At 40.2% G+C, this 19,054-nt stretch carries 15 protein-coding genes; 9 read left to right on the forward strand and 6 right to left on the reverse strand.

Annotation, left to right across the window (positions count from 1 at the left end):
- Positions 1-127: 127 nt before the first annotated feature.
- The 3 genes from HGR01_RS13135 to lepB all read left to right on the forward strand — a co-directional run bounded on the left by HGR01_RS13135 (position 128) and on the right by lepB (position 1,868).
- The gene (locus HGR01_RS13135) at positions 128-400 is read left to right on the forward strand and encodes a hypothetical protein (RefSeq protein ID WP_045874016.1); all 273 of its coding nucleotides are present in this window, start codon (positions 128-130) and stop codon (positions 398-400) included.
- A complete protein-coding gene (locus tag HGR01_RS13140) occupies positions 397-762 on the forward strand; it encodes a clan AA aspartic protease (RefSeq protein WP_045874015.1) in 366 nt (121 codons plus the stop codon). Before HGR01_RS13135 ends, HGR01_RS13140 begins: the two co-directional genes overlap by 4 nt.
- A 533-nt stretch (positions 763-1,295) precedes the next feature.
- Positions 1,296-1,868 carry a signal peptidase I gene (gene lepB / locus HGR01_RS13145; protein WP_045874014.1) on the forward strand — a complete coding sequence of 191 codons (573 nt, stop codon included), beginning with the start codon at positions 1,296-1,298 and terminating at the stop codon, positions 1,866-1,868.
- Positions 1,869-2,062: 194 nt separating this feature from the next.
- Here lepB and HGR01_RS13150 read toward each other — a convergent pair whose 3' ends face one another.
- Positions 2,063-2,596: a helix-hairpin-helix domain-containing protein gene (locus HGR01_RS13150; RefSeq protein ID WP_045874013.1), complete on the reverse strand. Its 534-nt coding sequence runs from the start codon at positions 2,594-2,596 to the stop codon at positions 2,063-2,065.
- 13 nt (positions 2,597-2,609) lie between these two features.
- Positions 2,610-2,984, reverse strand: coding sequence for an NINE protein (locus tag HGR01_RS13155; protein ID WP_045874012.1), 375 nt, complete (start codon positions 2,982-2,984; stop codon positions 2,610-2,612).
- A gap of 533 nt (positions 2,985-3,517) precedes the next feature.
- On the opposite strand from HGR01_RS13155, the gene HGR01_RS13160 reads away from it, so the two are divergent.
- Both HGR01_RS13160 and HGR01_RS13165 read left to right on the forward strand, forming a co-directional pair.
- Complete coding sequence (locus HGR01_RS13160; RefSeq protein WP_052335411.1) at positions 3,518-3,937, forward strand: tetratricopeptide repeat protein; 420 nt, start codon at positions 3,518-3,520, stop codon at positions 3,935-3,937.
- A 137-nt stretch (positions 3,938-4,074) separates the two neighbouring features.
- Complete coding sequence (locus HGR01_RS13165; RefSeq protein ID WP_045874011.1) at positions 4,075-4,398, forward strand: DUF1825 family protein; 324 nt, start codon at positions 4,075-4,077, stop codon at positions 4,396-4,398.
- Positions 4,399-4,517: 119 nt separating this feature from the next.
- On the opposite strand, the gene HGR01_RS13170 is transcribed toward HGR01_RS13165, so the two are convergent.
- Positions 4,518-6,449 (reverse strand): transglycosylase domain-containing protein, encoded by a 1,932-nt coding sequence (locus HGR01_RS13170; protein WP_045874010.1) that lies wholly within the window; start codon positions 6,447-6,449, stop codon positions 4,518-4,520.
- A gap of 173 nt (positions 6,450-6,622) precedes the next feature.
- Here HGR01_RS13170 and tyrS point away from each other — a divergent pair, with 173 nt between their 5' ends.
- The 3 genes from tyrS (at position 6,623) to HGR01_RS13185 (ending at position 9,488) form a co-directional block, all read left to right on the forward strand.
- On the forward strand, positions 6,623-7,819 hold the full coding sequence (gene tyrS, locus HGR01_RS13175) for a tyrosine--tRNA ligase (protein WP_045874151.1): 1,197 nt from the start codon (positions 6,623-6,625) through the stop codon (positions 7,817-7,819).
- A 29-nt stretch (positions 7,820-7,848) separates the two neighbouring features.
- On the forward strand, positions 7,849-8,574 hold the full coding sequence (gene pyrF, locus HGR01_RS13180) for an orotidine-5'-phosphate decarboxylase (RefSeq protein WP_045874009.1): 726 nt from the start codon (positions 7,849-7,851) through the stop codon (positions 8,572-8,574).
- Between the two features lie 419 nt (positions 8,575-8,993).
- Positions 8,994-9,488, forward strand: coding sequence for a hypothetical protein (locus HGR01_RS13185; RefSeq protein WP_320076067.1), 495 nt, complete (start codon positions 8,994-8,996; stop codon positions 9,486-9,488).
- Between the two features lie 84 nt (positions 9,489-9,572).
- Here HGR01_RS13185 and HGR01_RS13190 read toward each other — a convergent pair whose 3' ends face one another.
- On the reverse strand, positions 9,573-15,008 hold the full coding sequence (locus HGR01_RS13190; RefSeq protein WP_045874008.1) for an ATP-binding sensor histidine kinase: 5,436 nt from the start codon (positions 15,006-15,008) through the stop codon (positions 9,573-9,575).
- Positions 15,009-15,189: 181 nt separating this feature from the next.
- On the opposite strand from HGR01_RS13190, the gene HGR01_RS13195 reads away from it, so the two are divergent.
- Complete coding sequence (locus tag HGR01_RS13195; RefSeq protein ID WP_045874007.1) at positions 15,190-16,170, forward strand: SDR family NAD(P)-dependent oxidoreductase; 981 nt, start codon at positions 15,190-15,192, stop codon at positions 16,168-16,170.
- Between the two features lie 72 nt (positions 16,171-16,242).
- Here the strand turns inward: HGR01_RS13195 and HGR01_RS13200 are convergent, their stop codons facing one another.
- Positions 16,243-17,124 (reverse strand): universal stress protein, encoded by an 882-nt coding sequence (locus HGR01_RS13200; RefSeq protein ID WP_045874006.1) that lies wholly within the window; start codon positions 17,122-17,124, stop codon positions 16,243-16,245.
- A 136-nt stretch (positions 17,125-17,260) separates the two neighbouring features.
- The gene (locus HGR01_RS13205) at positions 17,261-19,042 is read right to left on the reverse strand and encodes an ABC transporter ATP-binding protein (RefSeq protein WP_045874005.1); all 1,782 of its coding nucleotides are present in this window, start codon (positions 19,040-19,042) and stop codon (positions 17,261-17,263) included.
- Positions 19,043-19,054 lie beyond the last annotated feature (12 nt).

Raw genomic sequence — 19,054 nt, forward strand, 5'->3', positions numbered from 1 at the left:
ATCTCAAATTAAAAAATGCAAACGGTAGAGTATTAATTGCTCTACCGTTTTTTGTAGGAAACAGGCGATCGTATTAAATTAGCTCTGAGATAGAATCAAGATAAATTCAAAATTCAGGAGTGAAAGCTTGCAAACTATTCTTTTAAGTCGCGAAGAAGTCGCCAAACGTGCTACCGAACTTTATGAAAATATCATTCGGCAACAAGTAGAAACAGAAGAAAACATTGGTAAGATGGTGATTATTGATATAGAAACAGGTGAATATGGTGTTGATAAAATAGGGATAGAATCAGCTAAATATTTACGTAATAAAAACCCACTTGCTCGACTTTTTGGTATTCGCATAGGTTATAAAGTTGCTGCTTCTTTTAGTGGGGAAATGGAGCGTGATTATCGGTGATTTCTGGGATTATTAAAAATGGACGTGCGACTGTCAACATAATATTTAGACTCCCAAATCAACCAGATTTTAGTATTGAATTTGTTATTGATACAGGATTTACAAATTTTCTTTCCCTACCTCCAGCAGCAGTAGCAGTGTTGGGTCTTCCGTTTGTTTATGATATGTATGTAAATTTAGCTAATAATAGTAATGTCATTTTGCCAGTACATCAAGCTACGATTATTTGGAATGGAGAAGAACGGGAAGTAGATGTACTCGCTACTGGAAGATTGCCTCTATTGGGTACTGCTTTACTTGATGAATATGAACTGGTAATTCAGTTTACTGAAGGTGGTTTAGTAACAATTGAAGAGTTGTAGTTGCAGTTTCATCTATATATTTCCTATCAACATCATTGCGATTTTTATCCCAAGATTGCATATAAGGGAAAATGTCACATTTGGGATTTGAAATTCAAATTTAAAGCTTTTCCTTTTGTGGATTAATTACTGCAATCTCTTATGCAAAAATTTGGTGTATAGCGACCAATAAGTAAATAAGAAAAACCGACTGGCTGTATCGCTCTACCAGTCGGCAACTAGCTTACCTTACTTTTCAGAAGGAGACAATAAGACAATAAAACGGATAATGCTCTAAAACCTTGCCTTAGAATTGCAACAATTATAATTAGGTATTTGAATTACCTATTTACCACACCTAAAATTGCGCTTGTATCGACTTAGACAGGCTTTAGTTCATTTTCAGCGCTTTTGCCTATAATTGGTAGATGCGATAGCCCAATTAATAATGCTTGTATGGGTTTAATGCAGAACCCAACTTGATTACAAGTATACCTTGAGTGCCAAAATAATCAAGGTATTTGTACCACTTTTTTTACTGGCTGAAAAATTTTATGACTCCTCACGAAAGTGAAGCAAAAGATAGCCCAGCGTCATCTAAAATATGGCGTAGTTGGCAGGAAAATCTAACTCTAGTTGCGATCGCGTTATGTTTGGCATTTCTTATCCGAACTTTTATTGCCGAACCGCGTTTTATCCCTTCGGATTCTATGTTACCCACCTTACACACAGGCGATCGCCTGGTTGTGGAAAAAATATCTTATAAATTTCATCCGCCTAAAACTGGTGATATTATTGTTTTTCAGCCACCAGAAGAACTGCAACGCCGGGGATATCCTCAAGACCAAGCTTTTATCAAGCGGGTGATTGGTGAACCGGGAGAGGTTGTGAGTGTTGCTCATGGTAAAGTTTATCTCAACGGTCAAGCTTTGCAAGAAGACTATATTGCTGAACCACCAAATAATCCTTACCCGCCACAAGTAGTTCCAGAAGGCGAATTTTTTGTCATGGGTGATAATCGTAACGATAGTAATGACTCTCGTTACTGGGGTTTTTTACCCAGAAAAAATATTATTGGTCGAGCCACATTCCGTTTTTGGCCCCTCGACCGCTTTGGGTTTATTTAAAATTAAAGGCTAGGGACTAGTGGTCTGTCAAATTCATTTTGACTGTTAGAGAGACGCGATAAATCGCCGTCTCTACAGGAAATCTATCCGTCAATTATTTCTTGACAGACTACTAGAAATTAGAAATTAAAAGTAGCTTTTTTAGTTAATTATGATTGTTCCTAGTCCCCAATCCCTAATCCCCAATCCCCAACTTAAAACCTGAGATAATACATTAATTGGGCGATCGCATCTGCTGGTAGTGCCAAACGCTGCTGGAAATCCACTAAGCTACGATAAGGGCCAGCAGCTAAACGATTTTGCACAACAGCTTGCGCTAAAGATATATCAATAAAAGGTATTTTTGCTAAATGTTCAACTGTTGCTAAATTGGGATTAATTAAAGGTGCTGGACATTCTAAAGATTCTTCGTCATAGTAAGCAAAATTAAGCAGTGGCTTGATTGGCTGTAATCGCTGCACAGGAATCGCCAAAGCTGCTGCAATATCTTCTATACAATAAAATTTAACACCGGAACGTGAAAGTTCTACGAGCGATCGCGCCTGATGAATGGAAAACCCAGGTAAGCGTAACCAATCATCTACAGTTGCTTGATTAGCATCAATGTGAATCCCCAATTGGATCGCCAGCTGAATTTCTTCCCCAGATTGCAGTCTATAGTAAGGGTCGTTGAGGAGCTGGGTACGGAGTTTTTGTAACCTGGGGTTGAAAGATAGCCAGTTTTTCATACTTTTTCTGGTGTCAAGAAATTTGGTCTAGCATCTGGCGGCGCTTTTGCTCAAATTCGTACTCCGAAATTAATCCATCTTGGCGCAGCTTATCTAATTCTCGCAAAGCATCTGCGATCGCTCCTACTTGATTGCTTACCTGCTGTGAATTTTTGATTGCTGACTTACCAAAATTAAAATTGCGATCAAAAGCTTCTTCATCTTGAGCCAAATACCAAACCCCTTCAATAGCACTGGCTACTTTGGGGATAGGAGTCCAGGAAAGCAGAACATACAATATTCCCCACACAGGTTGGCCTAGATAAAACTTATGTAATCCTGAAATGGTCAGCGTGCCAGAAAAAGCTAAAATAGCGGCAACGCTGCGGCTTTTTCGCTTGGTTAACATATTCCCCAATTTACCACTAGTACATTACCTACAATTAGATAGTCATCCTAGCAAAGCACTTGCATAAATGCAGCTTATTGTTTGGTGTTGGGCATTGAGTGTTTGATGTTTTTGTTGCTCACCCACTACCAATTACCGATGGTTACGGCTATAAGTTGCAAACAAACTTAACTATGACATTGGCTGTGCTGCCTTCGGCTTGTTCTCTACAGCAAATATTTATACTTCTCCTAATGTATATGAATCTATTTTATTGATTTTTGCTATGGCTGATCAGTTCTCAATAAGTAGGCTATATTCAAATAACCTAGATACAGAGGAATTGCCCAAATTCATTGTATTTCCTAGTAGTTATTTATATCTATTATGTAATATAATATATTACATAAACTTGGGCTGAGGAAATTTCTTAAATAGCAAAAATTTGAGCTAGATTTTAGTTCAACCTAGTCTTAGCCACAAAAAATAAAATTCTCGGTTTTTAGTGTACCGAATAGTTGCAAAATATCCACCTGTTGTTACTAAAAGCAGCGATGTCCCTAATTCCGAAACTCAGAGAAAAATCAGTGGAACAGAAAGTAGACCAAAAAAATCATGTTCAGCCCGTCGAACAAAACTATGCGGATCGTCACTACCAGCGAGCTGTTCAGTATGCTAACCAAAGCAACTGGGCAAGTTGTGTGCAAGAATTACGTGAGGCCATCAAACTAGAACCAAAAATTAGTGACTATCATGCGTTATTAGGCGTTGCATATTTTAAGCAGAACTTCCAGGGAATGGCAACAGTTTATATTCGCCAAGCATTAAAGCTGAATCCCCAACATCCTGTAGCGTTAAAATATGCTGCCAAGCTGAACATTAAAGAAGCCCAACCACCTAATCCTAAATCAGCAGCAATTTCTGTAGGTCTTGCCTCAGTATTAAGCTTGTTTACTTCACGCTCGGAATCTTGAGTCAAGTGTTGAAATTTCCCTAAAAAACCGTAAAGGAACCGGAGCTTATTCCCTAGAGTATTGCCCTAGACTAGAATAAAAATATAAGCAAAACCATAATTTGCTGAGTGTGGGCGCTCAGTTGAATATTAAACAAAATGGGATTCTTTGACTCTGAGATAGTTCAGCAAGAAGCGAAACAGCTGTTTGACGATTATCAAGCACTTATCAAGCTTGGTAATAGCTACGGCAAATTTGACCGTGAAGGTAAAAAGCTGTTTATTGAGCAAATGGAAGCCATGATGGATCGGTATCGCATCTTTATGAAGCGCTTTGAGCTATCAGAAGATTTCATGGCACAAATGACTATGGAGCAGATGAAAACTCAGCTAGGTCAGTTTGGAGTGACACCACAACAAATGTTTGACCAAATGCATCTTACTCTACAACGGATGAAAGCCGAGCTGGAAAAACAAGTATAGGGTCTAGGGGCTAGAAGTTTGGTAATAGTGCTGCTATTAAGTCAGTCAAAATCTCAAATCCAAAAAGTCAATATTAATCAGCTTCTAGTCCTTAGTCCCCAGTAACCATTCTCTAGTTCCTATTCTCGCTCATTCGATTTCGGACGAGGAAACTGAGAGGGCGATTTAAAGCTTTCTACTGGTACATCCTTTAAAGCCTTTTGCATAAAGTCACGCCAGATGGGGGCTACCATCACCCCACCTGTAGCACCGTGGGCTAATTGTCTATTGTCGTCTCTACCAACCCAGACAGCAGTTGTTAACTGGGGTACCGTACCTACAAACCAAATATCCTTTTCTGAGGATGTTGTACCCGTTTTACCTGCAGCAGGGCGACCTATAGCAGCATTTTTACCAGTACCATCAGTAATTACCGATTGCATAACATTGATAATTGCTGCCGATGCCCAAGGATCTAAAACTAGCTGGGGCTTGGGTGTATTATCTAATAAAACGTTTCCGCTACTATCTGTAACACGGGCAATGACTGTGGGTGGTGACTGCCAACCATAATTAGCAAAGGTGGCATAGGCACTAGCCATTTCTAATGGTGTCACGCCAATCGCACCTAGAGGTAAAGAAGTTACTGGCTCCATTGGACTCATAATTCCTAAGGTACGGCAAGTTTCGATGACTTTATTCATCCCCACTGACTTACCAACCTTAATGACAGGGATATTACGCGATTGGGCTAGGGCTGTGCGAATTGACATGGCCCCAGAAAACCCACCATCATAGTTTCTGGGATAGTACCAACCATTACCATCTCGATAGCTAACTGGAGCGTCTACCACCGTTGTGTCTGGTGCAAATTTTCCAGAAGCAAAAGCTGTGTAGTATACAAATGGCTTAAAAGAAGATCCAGGCTGACGTTGCGCTTGGGTAGCACGGTTAAATTCGCTGGTTTTAGCGTCTACACCACCTACCAAAGCTTTGACAAAATGCGTGCGGGGGTCGATTGCTACCAAAGCCATTTGATTTTTAGATAAGCCTTCGCCTTGGAGCCTTTCATGCCAGGTAGCGACAGTTTGCTCTGCCATTTTTTGGAATTCGGCATCAACTGTAGTTTGGACACGCATACCGCCTTTCAACAATGCTTCTCGCCCAAACTTCTTCGCTAACTCCTGAGATACAGTATTAGTGACATAAGGTAATGCACTACCTTGAAATGACCTAATTTTACCTAATTTAATTTCTTGCTTGAGAGCATCATCGTACTCTTGCTGGCTAATCCAATTCAAGTCCAGCATCCGCCCTAAAACTTCTTTTTGTTTTTGTTTTGCCAACTTCATGCTGACAAAAGGGCTAAACTCCTCTGGTGCTTGAATTAAACCAGCCATCATCGCCGATTCGCCCAAAGTTAAATATTCTGAGGATTTGTTAAAGTAACTGCGTGCTGCAGTTTGTACTCCATAGTTGTTATGACCCCAATACACTTGATTGAGGTACATTTCTAATATTTGGTCTTTAGAAAGAATTTGCTCTAAGCGGATTGCCAGAACTGCTTCTGCGATTTTGCGGGTAAAGGCACGCTTTTGAGACAAAAATATATTTTTCACCAACTGCATGGTGATGGTAGAGCCACCTTCTTTAACTCCACCAGCAATTGAGTTAACCACGATCGCACGCCCTACACCTGTAGGGTTAATACCGTGGTGGTTGTAAAAATGACCATCTTCACTGGCTAATACAGCCCGTTTTAAATTGGGAGAAATTTTATCTAAGGGCATCACTTCGCGGTTAGCTTCGCCATGAACACTAGCTAACAGCTTGCCTTTAAGATCATAAATATAAGTAGTTTCTGAAGGAAAAAAGTTACGTAGTTGCCTCACATCTGGCAAGTTACGGAAACTAATAGCCAAGCCCACCAATCCCCCCGCCACAATTGAACTTGTCAGCATCGTGATTGATAATAGAGTTGCGCCAGCTACCTGACCTACTCCTTTCAAAAACTCAAAACCTGATGAAGCCTTAGTGTGTGGCTCCTTGTCTTCAAAAGTCCTAGACGACACGGCGATTTCACTTCCTCACTTGTAAATTTAACTGTAATTGATTTGGCGAAGCAAGGCGGTTGATTTTTTGCAATTATAGTAGTTTGGCAGATAAGAGAACGGACAAATTGCCAGTGAATACAACCAACTTAATTTCTTCAGCCCAAAGTTTAATTAATAGCGAATCTCCTAGCATGGCGCAAGATTTTGCTTGGTTGCGTCGTGGTGTTGTGGAAATCTTCCCACAACCAACAGATGTTGACAGCGAAAGTGAAACTTTAGAAAAGCGCTTGGCAACTACAAGCAGACCTTTAAGGGTCAAATTAGGCATTGATCCAACCGGTGCTGATATTCATCTTGGTCATAGCATACCGGTACGAAAACTGCGAGCTTTTCAAGATGCTGGTCATACAGCAGTGCTAATTATTGGTGATTTTACAGCTCGCATTGGCGATCCAACTGGTAAATCTGAGGTACGTCGCCAACTGACAGAAGCAGAGGTAGCGCAGAACGCTCAGACTTATCTTGACCAAGTACGCCCCATATTGGATTTTGACACACCTGGCAAATTAGAGGTACGTTATAACTCCGAATGGCTCTCCCGGCTAGATTTAGGAAAAATTTTAGAATTACTTTCCACAATGACAGTAGGGCAGATGCTAGCCAAGGAAGGATTTGCAGAACGTTATAAAAAAGAGAATCCAATTTTCATTCATGAGTTCCTTTATCCGTTGATGCAGGGATATGATTCTGTGGCGGTTGAGGCTGATGTGGAGTTAGGCGGAACTGATCAAAAATTTAATATTGCTGTGGGGCGAGATTTACAACGCCATTTTGGGCAAAAGCCTCAGTTTGGGCTATTACTACCAATTTTGATTGGTACAGATGGCGTACAGAAAATGTCTAAGTCTTTAGGTAATTATGTAGGGTTATCGGAACACCCATCAGATAAATATCAAAAGTTGCAGGGAGTTCCCGATCAATTACTAACCCAGTATTTTGAGCTACTGACAGATTTAGCTTTAGAGAAATTGCCCGCAAACCCACGCGATCGCCAATTACTTTTAGCATGGGAAGTTGTGAAACAATATCATGGTGAAGCTGCGGCGAATCAGGCGAAAGCAGCTGCCGATAGCGGTGGTAAAAAAGGTGCTATCCCGGAATTCTCTTTGGCTGAAATTCCCCAGTTTCCCGTAAAATTGGCTTATTTGCTCAATGTTAGCGGCCTGTGCAAAAGTAGCGGCGAAGGTAAACGCAAAATTCAAGAAGGTGGGGTTTACCTAGATGGCGATCGCATTACTAATGTTGATACCACTTTTGCCCAACCTGATGAGTTAGCTCAGAAAGTTTTGCAGGTAGGGAAAAACAAGTTTGTGCGCTTAGTACCTTAATCTATGAAATGAACCGCCGATCAACGCCGATGAAAGCCGAGCAGCGAATTATTGTACCTTTGGATGTACCAGATGTAGCGAGTGCGATCGCTCTTGTGGATCAGCTTCCGCAAGTGAATTTCTGGAAAGTTGGCTTAGAGTTATTTACTAGCACTGGGCCAGCTATTCTCGCAGAGCTAAAATCTCGAGAAAAGCAGATTTTTCTGGATTTAAAGTTTCATGATATCCCCAATACTGTTGCTGGCGCTTGTCAGGCGGCGGCTCGTTATGGGGTGGATTTGTTAACTATTCATGCTACTGCTGGTAAGGATGCACTGAAAGCCGCAACCGCAGCAGTACAAACAGGGGCAGCCCAAGCGGGTGTAAAACCGCCGAAATTGATTGCGATTACGCTGTTGACGAGCATTTCTGCTAGGCAATTGGCGTTTGATTTAAAAATTCCCCTAGAATTGCCAGAATATGCTTTGTCAATGGCGCTACTAGCTCAAGAAACAGGGTTAGATGGTGCAGTTTGTTCCCCCCAAGAGGTAGCACAATTGCGGCAAACCTGCGGGGATGATTTTCTCTTTGTTTGTCCTGGCGTGCGTCCAAGTTGGGCAGACAAAGCAGATCAACAGCGATCGCTCACCCCAGCACAAGCCATTAAAGCTGGGGCAGATTATTTGGTAATTGGCCGTCCAATTACTGCGGCTACCGAGCCTGAGTTAGCCTGGAACAGAATTATTGAGGAGATAACCAAAGAGACTAACAAATAAAAAATATCCTGTCGCTGTGTAGGCTGGGGGAGCAGAGGAAGCAGAGGAGGAATATAATTTCGCCTTTGCTCTCAAAACTCGATAATCTAATTTTTTGCAGTTCCCAAGAGGCATAAAACAGAAATATTCTCTCTTCCAGAAGTGATAGGCGATCGCTCCCAAAACCAAGCATGAAAACCAATCTCCATTACCCATTACCCATTACCCCTAATCCCCAGTCCCCAGTCCCCATTACCCCTTATCCCCAGAGGGGGCCCCGAGTTCCCCAGCCCCCATTACCCCTTATCCCCAGAGGGGGCCCCGAGTTCCCCAATCCCCAAAAAAGCCGCTTCTGGCTGATAGTTTGTTGCTTCTGGCTAGTATTTAACAGCTTTGATAACTTAGCATTTTCGCAAAACTCATCTGTATCTAAGGATAAGGTGAAGTCTGCTTGCACTGAGCAAGATGTGCAATCTTTAACTACTTGGATGCTACGCGATTTACCGAGTTATACTAATCGCGTCAGTCAACGCGCCCGCCGTCTTAGCCGGAGTAGTGAAGTTTACAGTTATATACTTTTAGCAGGTAGGCCAGAGTTTACACCTTTACCTTTGAATCCGGGAATTGACACCCCAGAGACAGCAAAAAGTTCATCATCAGGAGTCGATCAAGTTTTCTTTACTACTTTAGAACGGCAGTATGTTGGGGGGAAAGCTGTGGAATTAGAAGAGTTCCACTGGCTATTGTTGACTAAAACTCAAAATGGCTGGCGTTTGGTAATGATGTTTACTCAAACTGATGCATCTGTTCCTGGACAACCAGTATCTCCCCCAAGAGATAGTAGTAATAGCGCTATTGCTCAAGCAATTAAAATTTGGCTACGGGATTGTCAGGCGGGAACTGTGCGGATGGGTGCGATTCAAGGAAATAAGTAATAGCATTGAGAAATTGATTTAGGGGAAAGGTTAAAGGGGAAAGGGTAAGGGTTTTAATTTTACCCTTTTACTTTTGTGGTGAATTTAGTCATTATCGCCATAGATAGGAATCTGAATTTCAAATTCTGTACCCTTACCTAGAGCAGAGTTGACATTAATGATGCCTTCATGTTTTTCTACAATAATTTGACGTGCGATCGCTAATCCTAAACCTGTTCCTTTACCTACACCTTTAGTAGTAAATAAATGGTCAAAAATCTTGGCTTTGACTTCTTCTGACATCCCCAGTCCATTGTCAGCAATAGAAATTTTTACGTTTTTATTTTGCACAGATGTAGTAATTGTAATCAGGTTAGGATTGGTTTGAATTTCTGTAAAACTCCGTCCAGTATTTGATTCATCTAAGGCATCAATGGCATTTGCTAAAATATTCATGAATACCTGATTTAATTGCCCTGGAAAACATTCTATTTTTGGTAGATTGCCATAATTTGTCATTACTTCAATTGCTGGGCGGTGTTCGTTAGCTTTGAGGCGATGTTTAAGAATCAGAATTGTGCTATCGATACCTTCATGGATATTAAATTTTACTTTGTAATCTTTATCGGCACGGGAAAAAGTTCTTAAGCTGGTGCTAATATTACTCAGGCGATTACAAGCAATTTCCATTGAATCAATTACCTTGGGCACATCATCTAATAGGTAATCTAAATCAATTTCTTCTGCGTGATTGATAATTTCGTCGTTAGGGTTTGGTAAGCTTTGTTGGTAAAGTCTCAAATGTTCTATAATATCTGCGAAGCTAGGTTTAGTTTGAGTTAAGCTAGCAGAAATAAAGCCGAGAGGATTATTCATTTCATGGGCTACCCCTGCAACTAAATTTCCCAGTGCTGACATTTTTTCACTTTGGACTATTTGTAATTGCGCTTGTTGTAAATCTTGTAATGCTTGTTGCGCTTGTTGGTACATCCGCGCATTTTCTAATGCTATAGCTGCTTGGGAAGCAAGTAATTTTAGCACTTGCAAACGGTCATTAGTAAATACTCCTTGAGTGAGTTTATTTTCTAAATAGATAATGCCTACTAAATAACCTTGATTAATAATTGGTGTACAAATAACGCTCTTGGGTTGATGCTTCAACATATATTCCCCAATTACGCCAGGAATATTAGTTTCTAAATTATTGATGATGACTGTTTGTTGAGTATTTTTGACATAATAGATAATTTTTATGGGAATATCTTGACATTGCTCTAATGGCTGTGATTCAAGAATAGTTTTAACTTGAGTTTGGGAATTTTCTTGATAAGTAATAAAGGTAATTGCTCTGACTTGCCAAGTATCTTCTACAGGAAGAATTAGTGCAGATTTTTTGGCACCAGAGTTTTCTAGAATAATGCGGGTAAGGTTGGTGATGAGTTCATCTAATTGGATGGAACTAGAGATAGCTTGAGCAGCTTTGAGGACAGAGGTAAAATCTAGAGCATCAGAAACATTGGTACTAGAAGAGTTAGTACATGCAGAAGTCCCTGAAAAGGCAATAGTAGGAATAGTTTCTAGTAGCGGATTGAAACGGTGTTCTTGTTGTTGGACAATTGGTTGGAGCAGTTGCGTGTAGCGTTTTTCTAAGTCATCAGTTTTTGCTTTAGCTCCCCAATGAGCATAACAGTAATAAGCTTCTTGCATATAAGCTTCGGCAACTTTTTCTTTACCCCAGTTGAGATAAAATTTTGCTGCAAGTTCGTTAGCAAGGGCTAATTCTTGAATATAGCCATTTTCTTTTGCTTGCTTAATAGCATCATCGTAGAGATTAAAAGCAGCAAATTCTCTGTTTAAAACCCGATTTATTTCGGCTTCAATCAAATTATATTTATGCTGATAATTACTTGGGGCGAACTCTGCCCATTTCTGCATTTGCTGCTGATTTTCTGAGACTTTTTTGAGATATTCTTGCTTTTGTGATTCTCCAGCAGTGGAGCATAAACCAAGTAAACTGAGAGATTGGTAAAAATTTCTCAGAGGAATAATTGCTAAACCAGTTGCACCAGCTTCGTATTCTTCAAATTTTTGAGCAAATTCAGATGCATCTTGGTAGTCTTCAAAGAAATAGGATAATAAAGTTTTCGCTAGATAAACATAACAAATACCGTTAATATTTTGATATTCAATTAATCCCGGTAAATCTGTTTTTTCGTTAAAAGCAGAACCAAGAAGCAACGTAGGTTTATTAACTTTACCTTGTAAGTTTAAGACAGTTTGTCTCCAAATTTTACCCCAAATTAACGATACCTCTTGCTTAATTTCTGCCATGAGGTTGCAGTATTTAAATGATTCAGACTCAGCAATATCTAGATGTTCTCCCGCCCAAAAGAGAAACTGACAATAGCAATTGGCGCAATAACCTACATATTCTAAATTCCCAGTTTCTAAGCCACTTACTAAACCTTCTTGGAATAATGGTAATGTAGATTTTATTGGGTCTTTCCAGTGTTTAATAAATAAACTGAAGGTGAGATAAACTCTACTTTTTAGCTCTTTTGCTGGGAAACGCTCTAACATTAATACTGCTAAAGTACCAAATTGATAACCTGCATCAATTTCTCCCATACCGCACAACAGTAATCCATACAAACTATAGGCGATCGCAGCTTGGGGAGAGTTACCATGTTGAATACAAATTTTCACCATTGTGAAAATCTTTAACGGTAGCAATGCGGGTTGAGCAATATAAACTGGTGCAAATAAGCCAGAGAGAATCCGCAAGGCGAACAGTTGATTGGGGTCAAGGAGTTCTGGTAAATTAGCCAAGTCGCTGATTAAGCGATCGCTTAACAGCAGTTTGACTTGTTCGGCTTCTTGGAAAGTCGTTTCGCGATCGCAGTCTGTTGGTAAAGTGACACCCAGTAAGCTTAAGGCTTCCCTTCCTGTCGCGATGGCTTCAATAAATTTATTTTGCGCGGTGTACGATTGAATCTGAATTTCGTAGACTTTAACTTTCTCTAAGGCTGTTTTTGCGTGCTGAAGGGTGATATCGATTAATTTTTTAGAAGCATCAAAGTTGGTATTTAAATATTCTGATTCAGCCGCAGATTCGTAAAGTCCTAGAGTCAAATCATATTCACTATCCCAACTATCAGCTGCTAGCAGTTTCATAGCAATACTGAAATAACTCACAGCCGCAGCATAAGCCGTAGATGATTTAGCTCTATTACCAGCAATTAAATTAAGTTGAGCTAGTTGATTTTTTTGATTTTGTTCAACAATTAAATCAATCCCTAAGTTTAATTGATTAACAATATTAAATATGCGGTTTTCTAAGTCTGCATCATCTGTATTTTTCAGTAACAACTGCCCAATACTTAAGTGAGTTGTTTGTTTTTGATTTTCAGGAATTAAAGAGTAAGATGCTTGCTGTACTCGGTCGTGTAGAAATCTATAGGTAGGAACTTGGAAACTGGCATTAGCAAAAGGTTGTGAGTCAGAATCTTTCCCAGTTTCCTGATAAAATTTATAAACTTCACTATTAGGTAAAATCACTCCTTCTTGTAAAGCTTTCCATAAATCAGCAGCCGTTTCAATTTGAGAATGCTGATAAATAATTGCTAGGGTATTGAGGTCAAAGCGGTTACCAATACAAGCAGCTAATTTTAAAATATCTTGAGTGGCTTGTGGCAACTTTTGTAACTGAATTGCCATAAATTCAACCACATCATCAGTTAGAGCTAAGGCTGTAACTTCAGCAATGTCGCATTGCCAATAGCCTAACTCAAAATTAAAAGTAATCAACCCATCCTCATATAATTTTTTCAGAAATTGATTATTGAAAAAAGGATTACCTTTAGTTTTTTTATAGACTAATTCTGTTAAAGGGAGGGCAATCTCTTCAGTACAACTAAGAGTATCAGCTATCAGGAGATTAATATCAGATTTATTCAGTGGGCTTAAAGTAATGGTGTTGACTGTTGCTTTGGTTTTGATAATTTCAAATAGAGTTAAGCTTAAAGGGTGAATAGGAGAAACTTCGTTATCTCGATAAGCACCAATAATTAGTAAATAGCCGCGATTGGCTTCACTCATTAAGAGTTGCATGAGTTTTAGCGAAGCCAAATCTGCCCATTGTAAATCATCCAGAAAAATTACTAAAGGATGTTCGGGAATAGTGAAAGTAGAAATAAATTTTTGAAACAATAAATTAAAGCGATTTTGGGCTGCATTCCCAGAAAGTTCTGGTACAGGTGGTTGTGTACCAATAATCTCTTCTAACTCGGGAATTACTTCAATAATTACCTGTCCGTTATCACCTAATGCTGATAGAATTTGAGTTTTCCATTGTTGCAATTGGCTATCACTTTCAGTCAGTAATTGTCCCATCAAATCCCGCAAGGCTTGGACAAAGGCAGAGAAAGGAACGTTACGATTAAACTGGTCAAACTTACCTTTAATAAAATACCCATGTTGTTTGACAATTGGTTTATGAATTTCATTGACAACAGCAGTTTTTCCCGTACCAGAAAAACCAGCAACCAACATCAATTCTGAGTTATTATTGGCAACGCGATCAAACGCGCTGAGTAAAGTTTGAACTTCTGTTTCTCGCCCATAGAGTTTTTCGGGGATAATGAAGCGATCGCATATATCTCGTTTGCCAATATCGAAGTAGGCAATTTTCCCGGTAGCGTTTAATTGAGCGAGACATTTTTGCAAATCATATTTCAAACCTAAGCCACTTTGATAGCGGTCTTCGGCATTTTTTGCCATTAATTTACTCACAATCTCACCCAGTACTAGAGGAATTGCAGGGTTAATTTCATTCACTAAAGGCGGTTGTTTGGCAATATGACAATGTACCAACTCCATCGGTTCATGAGAATTAAACGGTAATTTTCCTGTCAGTAGTTCAAAAAATGTTACACCCAAGGAATAAAAATCACTGCGGTAATCTATACCCCGATTCATCCGTCCTGTTTGTTCGGGGGATAAATAAGCTAAAGTCCCTTCTAAAACGTTAGGACTGATCATGGTTTGGGTTTCTCTAGGTAATAAAGAAGCAATACTAAAGTCGATGAGTTTAACTTCTTGAGTTTTTGGATGAATGAGAATATTCGCAGGTTTAATATCTTTGTGGATGACGCGATTTTGGTATAAATAGTCAATAATCTCAGTTAATTGCAGTGCTATTTGCAAAAATTCGATCAATGCTAGTGGTTGATTGCTGGTGTATTCTTTTAAAGAAATTCCTCCAGAATCTTCCATTACCAATGCATAGCTATTACGGTAAGCTTCTAAACTTAAAGGACAGACGATACCGGGAGTATCAAGATGTTTAGCAATAGTATATTGGTTGCGAAATTGCAACAGTTCGTTGAAACTAGGAAATTCCAACCGTAATATTTTGATGACAACAGCCTGTTGATCCGCAACTCTAATAGCGCGATAAACTTCGCTTTTATAACCTTGGTAGAGTTTGGCGACGAATTCATAGCCATTAATGTGGGAAAATTTATCACTTTCTCTTGTCATGGTTATACTCCACAAATCAATTTTATTTGCTAAAAATCAAAATTTATATAGCCGTTTGGCACTTATTATTCCCAAAAAACTATGAGACCAACCACACTTAAGAGAAAGGAAGTGTTAGGTTGAAAAATGCTAGTTTGATAAATTAATTTTGTTTAGGTAATTACAAGCAAAGCCAGCAATTATGAAATATCTCCAAGGAAAAGTCACATTAGTCACAGGAGCCACTAGGGGTATTGGTAAGGGAATTGCCATTGGACTAGGTGAAGCAGGCGCAACTGTATACATTACAGGGCGCAGCCTGAATAACTCTAATGCTCAGGATGATATTGGAGGTAATTTAAATGACACCAAATTAGCAGTAGAAGCAGCTGGCGGTGTCTGCATTCCGATTGCAGTCGATCACAGTGATGATGAGCAAGTGCGATCGCTTTTTCAACGCATTGAACAAGAACAAGATGGAAAGCTGGATTTGTTGGTAAATAATGTATTTTCAGGAGTCCCAGCTTTAAGAAAGATTGGTGATCAACCTTTTTGGGATTTTGACGCGAGTCTGTGGGATGCTTGCAACAATGTCGGTTTACGTAGTCACTATGTAGCAAGTATTTTTGCAGCCAGAATGATGGCTAAACGTCAACAAGGATTAATTTGTAATATTTCCTCTTGGGGTGGGCTGTCGTATATTTTTGGTGCAGCCTATGGTGCGGGTAAAGCCGCGTGCGATCGCCTCGCTACGGATATGGCTGTTGAACTAAAACCCTATAATGTGGCTTCAATCTCCCTTTGGCCGGGGATTGTGGGCACAGAACATATTAGCAGCATCGCCGCAGAAATGGCTGACAGCAAATCAACTGACCCGAAAAAATCCATGTTTAGCGATCGCTACAACTGGGAAACACCGCTATTAACAGGACGAGTAATTGCTAAACTAGCCAACGATTCCACAGTAATATCCCGTACAGGGCATGTACATATTGTTGCCGAATTAGCACAGCGATATGGAGTGGTAGATCAAGAAGGAAACCTACCTGTATCACTACGTTCTTTGCGGTTTCTGCTACCTATGGCAATACCACAACTGAGAAAAAATTCCTGGCTGATACCAGATATCAAAGTTCCTTGGTCACTGCTAATCGTGAGTAGCCTCAGTTCCCCGAAAATTTGACCAAAAATATTTAAGTAGGGCGATTTACTTCATCCAAAATCCAAAATCCAAAATCCAAAATCTAAAATCGTATTAGCTTCCTGGGAATGGGAAAAAGATTACAGGATACCAGCTTTGACGCAAGATTTCAGCCGCAAAACTAGAAACCAACCATTCCTGGAGCTTACCTATAGTTTCGGAAGACACAGCAATTGCACTAATATCAGCCATGAAAGCTGTTTCTAAAATCTGATTTACAGGGTTTCCTTCCCGAACTTCTGTTTTGACTTGTAAATTTACTCCTTCCAAATCAGCTTTAATTTGAGATAGAGTTGCTTGCGCCTGCTGTGGCAAAATTTTTGGTGGTCTTTCTTGACGACCACAGTCATCTATTACCCAACAAAGCTGACAATTTTGCAGAGATTGGCCACGCTGTTTCTCTGCTAAATTTTTCACCTGTTTTACCAGATAATTCGCTGATTGAGTATTGTTATAGGGAAGTAGTAAAGAACGGAAAAGGTGCTGACAACGCAGTGTTAATTCTTCGTCAGTATAGGCAGATATTAACTGAGGACGTAAGACTAATAGAGGAATTTTGGTTTGGTGGGATAAGTCAGACATCGTACTTCCCACTAATTTTTCTGTGAATAAGCTGCGACTTTGAGAACCTAAAATAATTAGTTCAGATTGATAAGTTTGCGCTACTTTCAGAATGTTTTCGACTGGTTTTCCTGATTGAACTTCTATTTTTACTTCTACATCTGAATTATGTTCACCAACTGCTGCTGCTAATTGCGTTTGTGCTTCTGCAATTTTCTCAGTATCCACTTTTGGAATAGCGCCTTTTTCCCAAACTGGTACAACGTGCAAAAACACAATTTGCTTGATTCCTGCTAGCCCGAGGCTAGAAACAAAATGTGCCAGACGGTGCAAACCATCAGCAAAATCTGTGGAAATTAAAACTCTTTCAAACATAATAATTTAATACAACGAAGTTTTCTGTATTTTAGTTTTTTAAGACCCTTGCTGGGTTGCTAGATCCCCGACTTCTTTAAGAAGTCGGGGATCTGACCACCACCAACTTCTCACAACTAATGCGGCAGACCACTGGTTATGTAGCAGTTGCACCCAACTGAAGAGCATACAAGTTTGCATAGACACCTTGTTTAGCAATTAGTTCTGCATGAGTTCCCCGTTCGACAATTTGTCCTTGCTGAATGACTAACACCTGGGAAGCCTGAGTTACAGTACTGAGGCGGTGAGCAATGACAAAGCTGGTACGTCCTTGCAGCAAGCGTGCGATCGCACTTTGTACGAGTGCTTCGGTGCGGGTGTCTATACTGCTGGTAGCTTCATCAAGTATCAAAATTCGTGGGTTAATCAACACTGCACGGGCAATACTAATTAGTTGGCGTTGTCCTTGGCTGAGAGGTGCGCCTCGTTCACCTAATTGAGTGGTGTAACCTTGGGGTAATGAGGTGATGAACTCATGCACATTTGCCAGTTGTGCTGCAGCTTCGATATCTGCTTGGGTAGCGTTAGGAACACCAAAGGCAATATTTTCCGCTACAGTACCGCTAAATAAAATATTATCTTGCAGGACAATGCCAATTTGACGGCGCAAACTAGCTTGCGTCACACTCCGCACATCGATTTCATCAATTTTGACTGCGCCATCAGAGACATCATAAAAGCGCAATATCAGGTTAATAATGGTGGTTTTGCCTGAGCCAGTAGGGCCGACTAAGGCGATCATCTGTCCTGGATAAGCGTGTAAATTTACACCTTTTAGTACTAGTTGCTCTGGGTTATAACCAAATTTGACATCCTCAAAAGTTACCTCTCCTTGAATTGGTGGCATTTCAATGGCATCAGGAACATCATTGAGTTGGGATGGTTCATCTAAAAGTAGGAAAATTCGCTCTAATCCGGCAAATGCAGACTGAGCTTGAGTGTAAAACTGACTAAGAATTTGAATAGGACGGAAAAACTGCTGTACATACAGTAAAAAGGATGTCACTACACCCACTGTTGCGCCACCAGTAACAGCTAGATAGCCGCCATAGGCGAGAACACCTGCGGTTGCTAGGGTGTTAAGAAAATCAATCGATGGTAAAAATGCCGCAGTAATTGCCACAGCTTCCACATTGGCATCCCGATTAGCAGCGTTGAGAATGTCAAACTCGGCGATATTAATATGTACGCGGTTAAATGCTTGTGCTTCCCGCACACTACCAATATCTTCTTCCAATTTGGCGGAAAGTTCGCCGATGGTTTGCCTAGTGACACGAAATCTGGCTCTTGCCCAACGAGCAAACAAGCTGGTAGTTAAAATCATTAGTGGTACAACTAGGTTACTCAACAAACCAAGTTGCAGATTGATTGTCAGCATGGCAATCACAATGCCCACCAAACTGAAAATATTACCTAACATTTGGGCGATTGTTTGCCCAAATGCTTGATTGACAGTGTTGACATCATTTAGCAGACGGCTCATCAAATCGCCAGCTTCACTGCGGTCAAAAAAGCTCAGTGGTAAACTCTGAATTTTAATGAAAATATCTTGTCGTAGTTGCGCCAGCAAGCGCTGCATAATCCAGCCAACTCGCATAATTTGACCGCGAATTGCCCAGACACCAAGGCTATAAATTACCCCTAGTAAGGCTAATAGCAAGAGCAATCCCTGCAAATTACCCTGTGCAATTAGGTGATCCACTGACCAGCCAAGTAGAAATGGCCCGATCGCCTGGGTTGATGCACCAATCATGACTAATGTCAAGGCAATGGGAATTTCTTTGCGGTAAGGTCGCAAGTATTGTAAAAAGCGCCGCAAGGTTGAGAGTTGATTAGTTGCTTGTTGTTCAGGCGCAACAACTGGGCCGATACCTCTCATAGCAATTTTAGA

The sequence above is a fragment of the Tolypothrix sp. PCC 7712 genome (assembly GCF_025860405.1).
GTDB lineage: Bacteria > Cyanobacteriota > Cyanobacteriia > Cyanobacteriales > Nostocaceae > Aulosira > Aulosira diplosiphon.

Bases quoted from the DNA above. Each gene is read 5' to 3' on its own strand.
- lepB (WP_045874014.1), top strand. From the start codon at position 1,296: ATGACTCCTCACGAAAGTGAAGCAAAAGATAGCCCAGCGTCATCTAAA.
- HGR01_RS13150 (WP_045874013.1), bottom strand. From the start codon at position 2,596: ATGAAAAACTGGCTATCTTTCAACCCCAGGTTACAAAAACTCCGTACC.
- HGR01_RS13155 (WP_045874012.1), bottom strand. From the start codon at position 2,984: ATGTTAACCAAGCGAAAAAGCCGCAGCGTTGCCGCTATTTTAGCTTTT.
- HGR01_RS13160 (WP_052335411.1), top strand. From the start codon at position 3,518: ATGTCCCTAATTCCGAAACTCAGAGAAAAATCAGTGGAACAGAAAGTA.
- HGR01_RS13165 (WP_045874011.1), top strand. From the start codon at position 4,075: ATGGGATTCTTTGACTCTGAGATAGTTCAGCAAGAAGCGAAACAGCTG.
- tyrS (WP_045874151.1), top strand. From the start codon at position 6,623: ATGGCGCAAGATTTTGCTTGGTTGCGTCGTGGTGTTGTGGAAATCTTC.
- pyrF (WP_045874009.1), top strand. From the start codon at position 7,849: ATGAAAGCCGAGCAGCGAATTATTGTACCTTTGGATGTACCAGATGTA.
- HGR01_RS13190 (WP_045874008.1), bottom strand. From the start codon at position 15,008: ATGACAAGAGAAAGTGATAAATTTTCCCACATTAATGGCTATGAATTC.
- HGR01_RS13195 (WP_045874007.1), top strand. From the start codon at position 15,190: ATGAAATATCTCCAAGGAAAAGTCACATTAGTCACAGGAGCCACTAGG.
- HGR01_RS13200 (WP_045874006.1), bottom strand. From the start codon at position 17,124: ATGTTTGAAAGAGTTTTAATTTCCACAGATTTTGCTGATGGTTTGCAC.
- HGR01_RS13205 (WP_045874005.1), bottom strand. From the start codon at position 19,042: ATGAGAGGTATCGGCCCAGTTGTTGCGCCTGAACAACAAGCAACTAAT.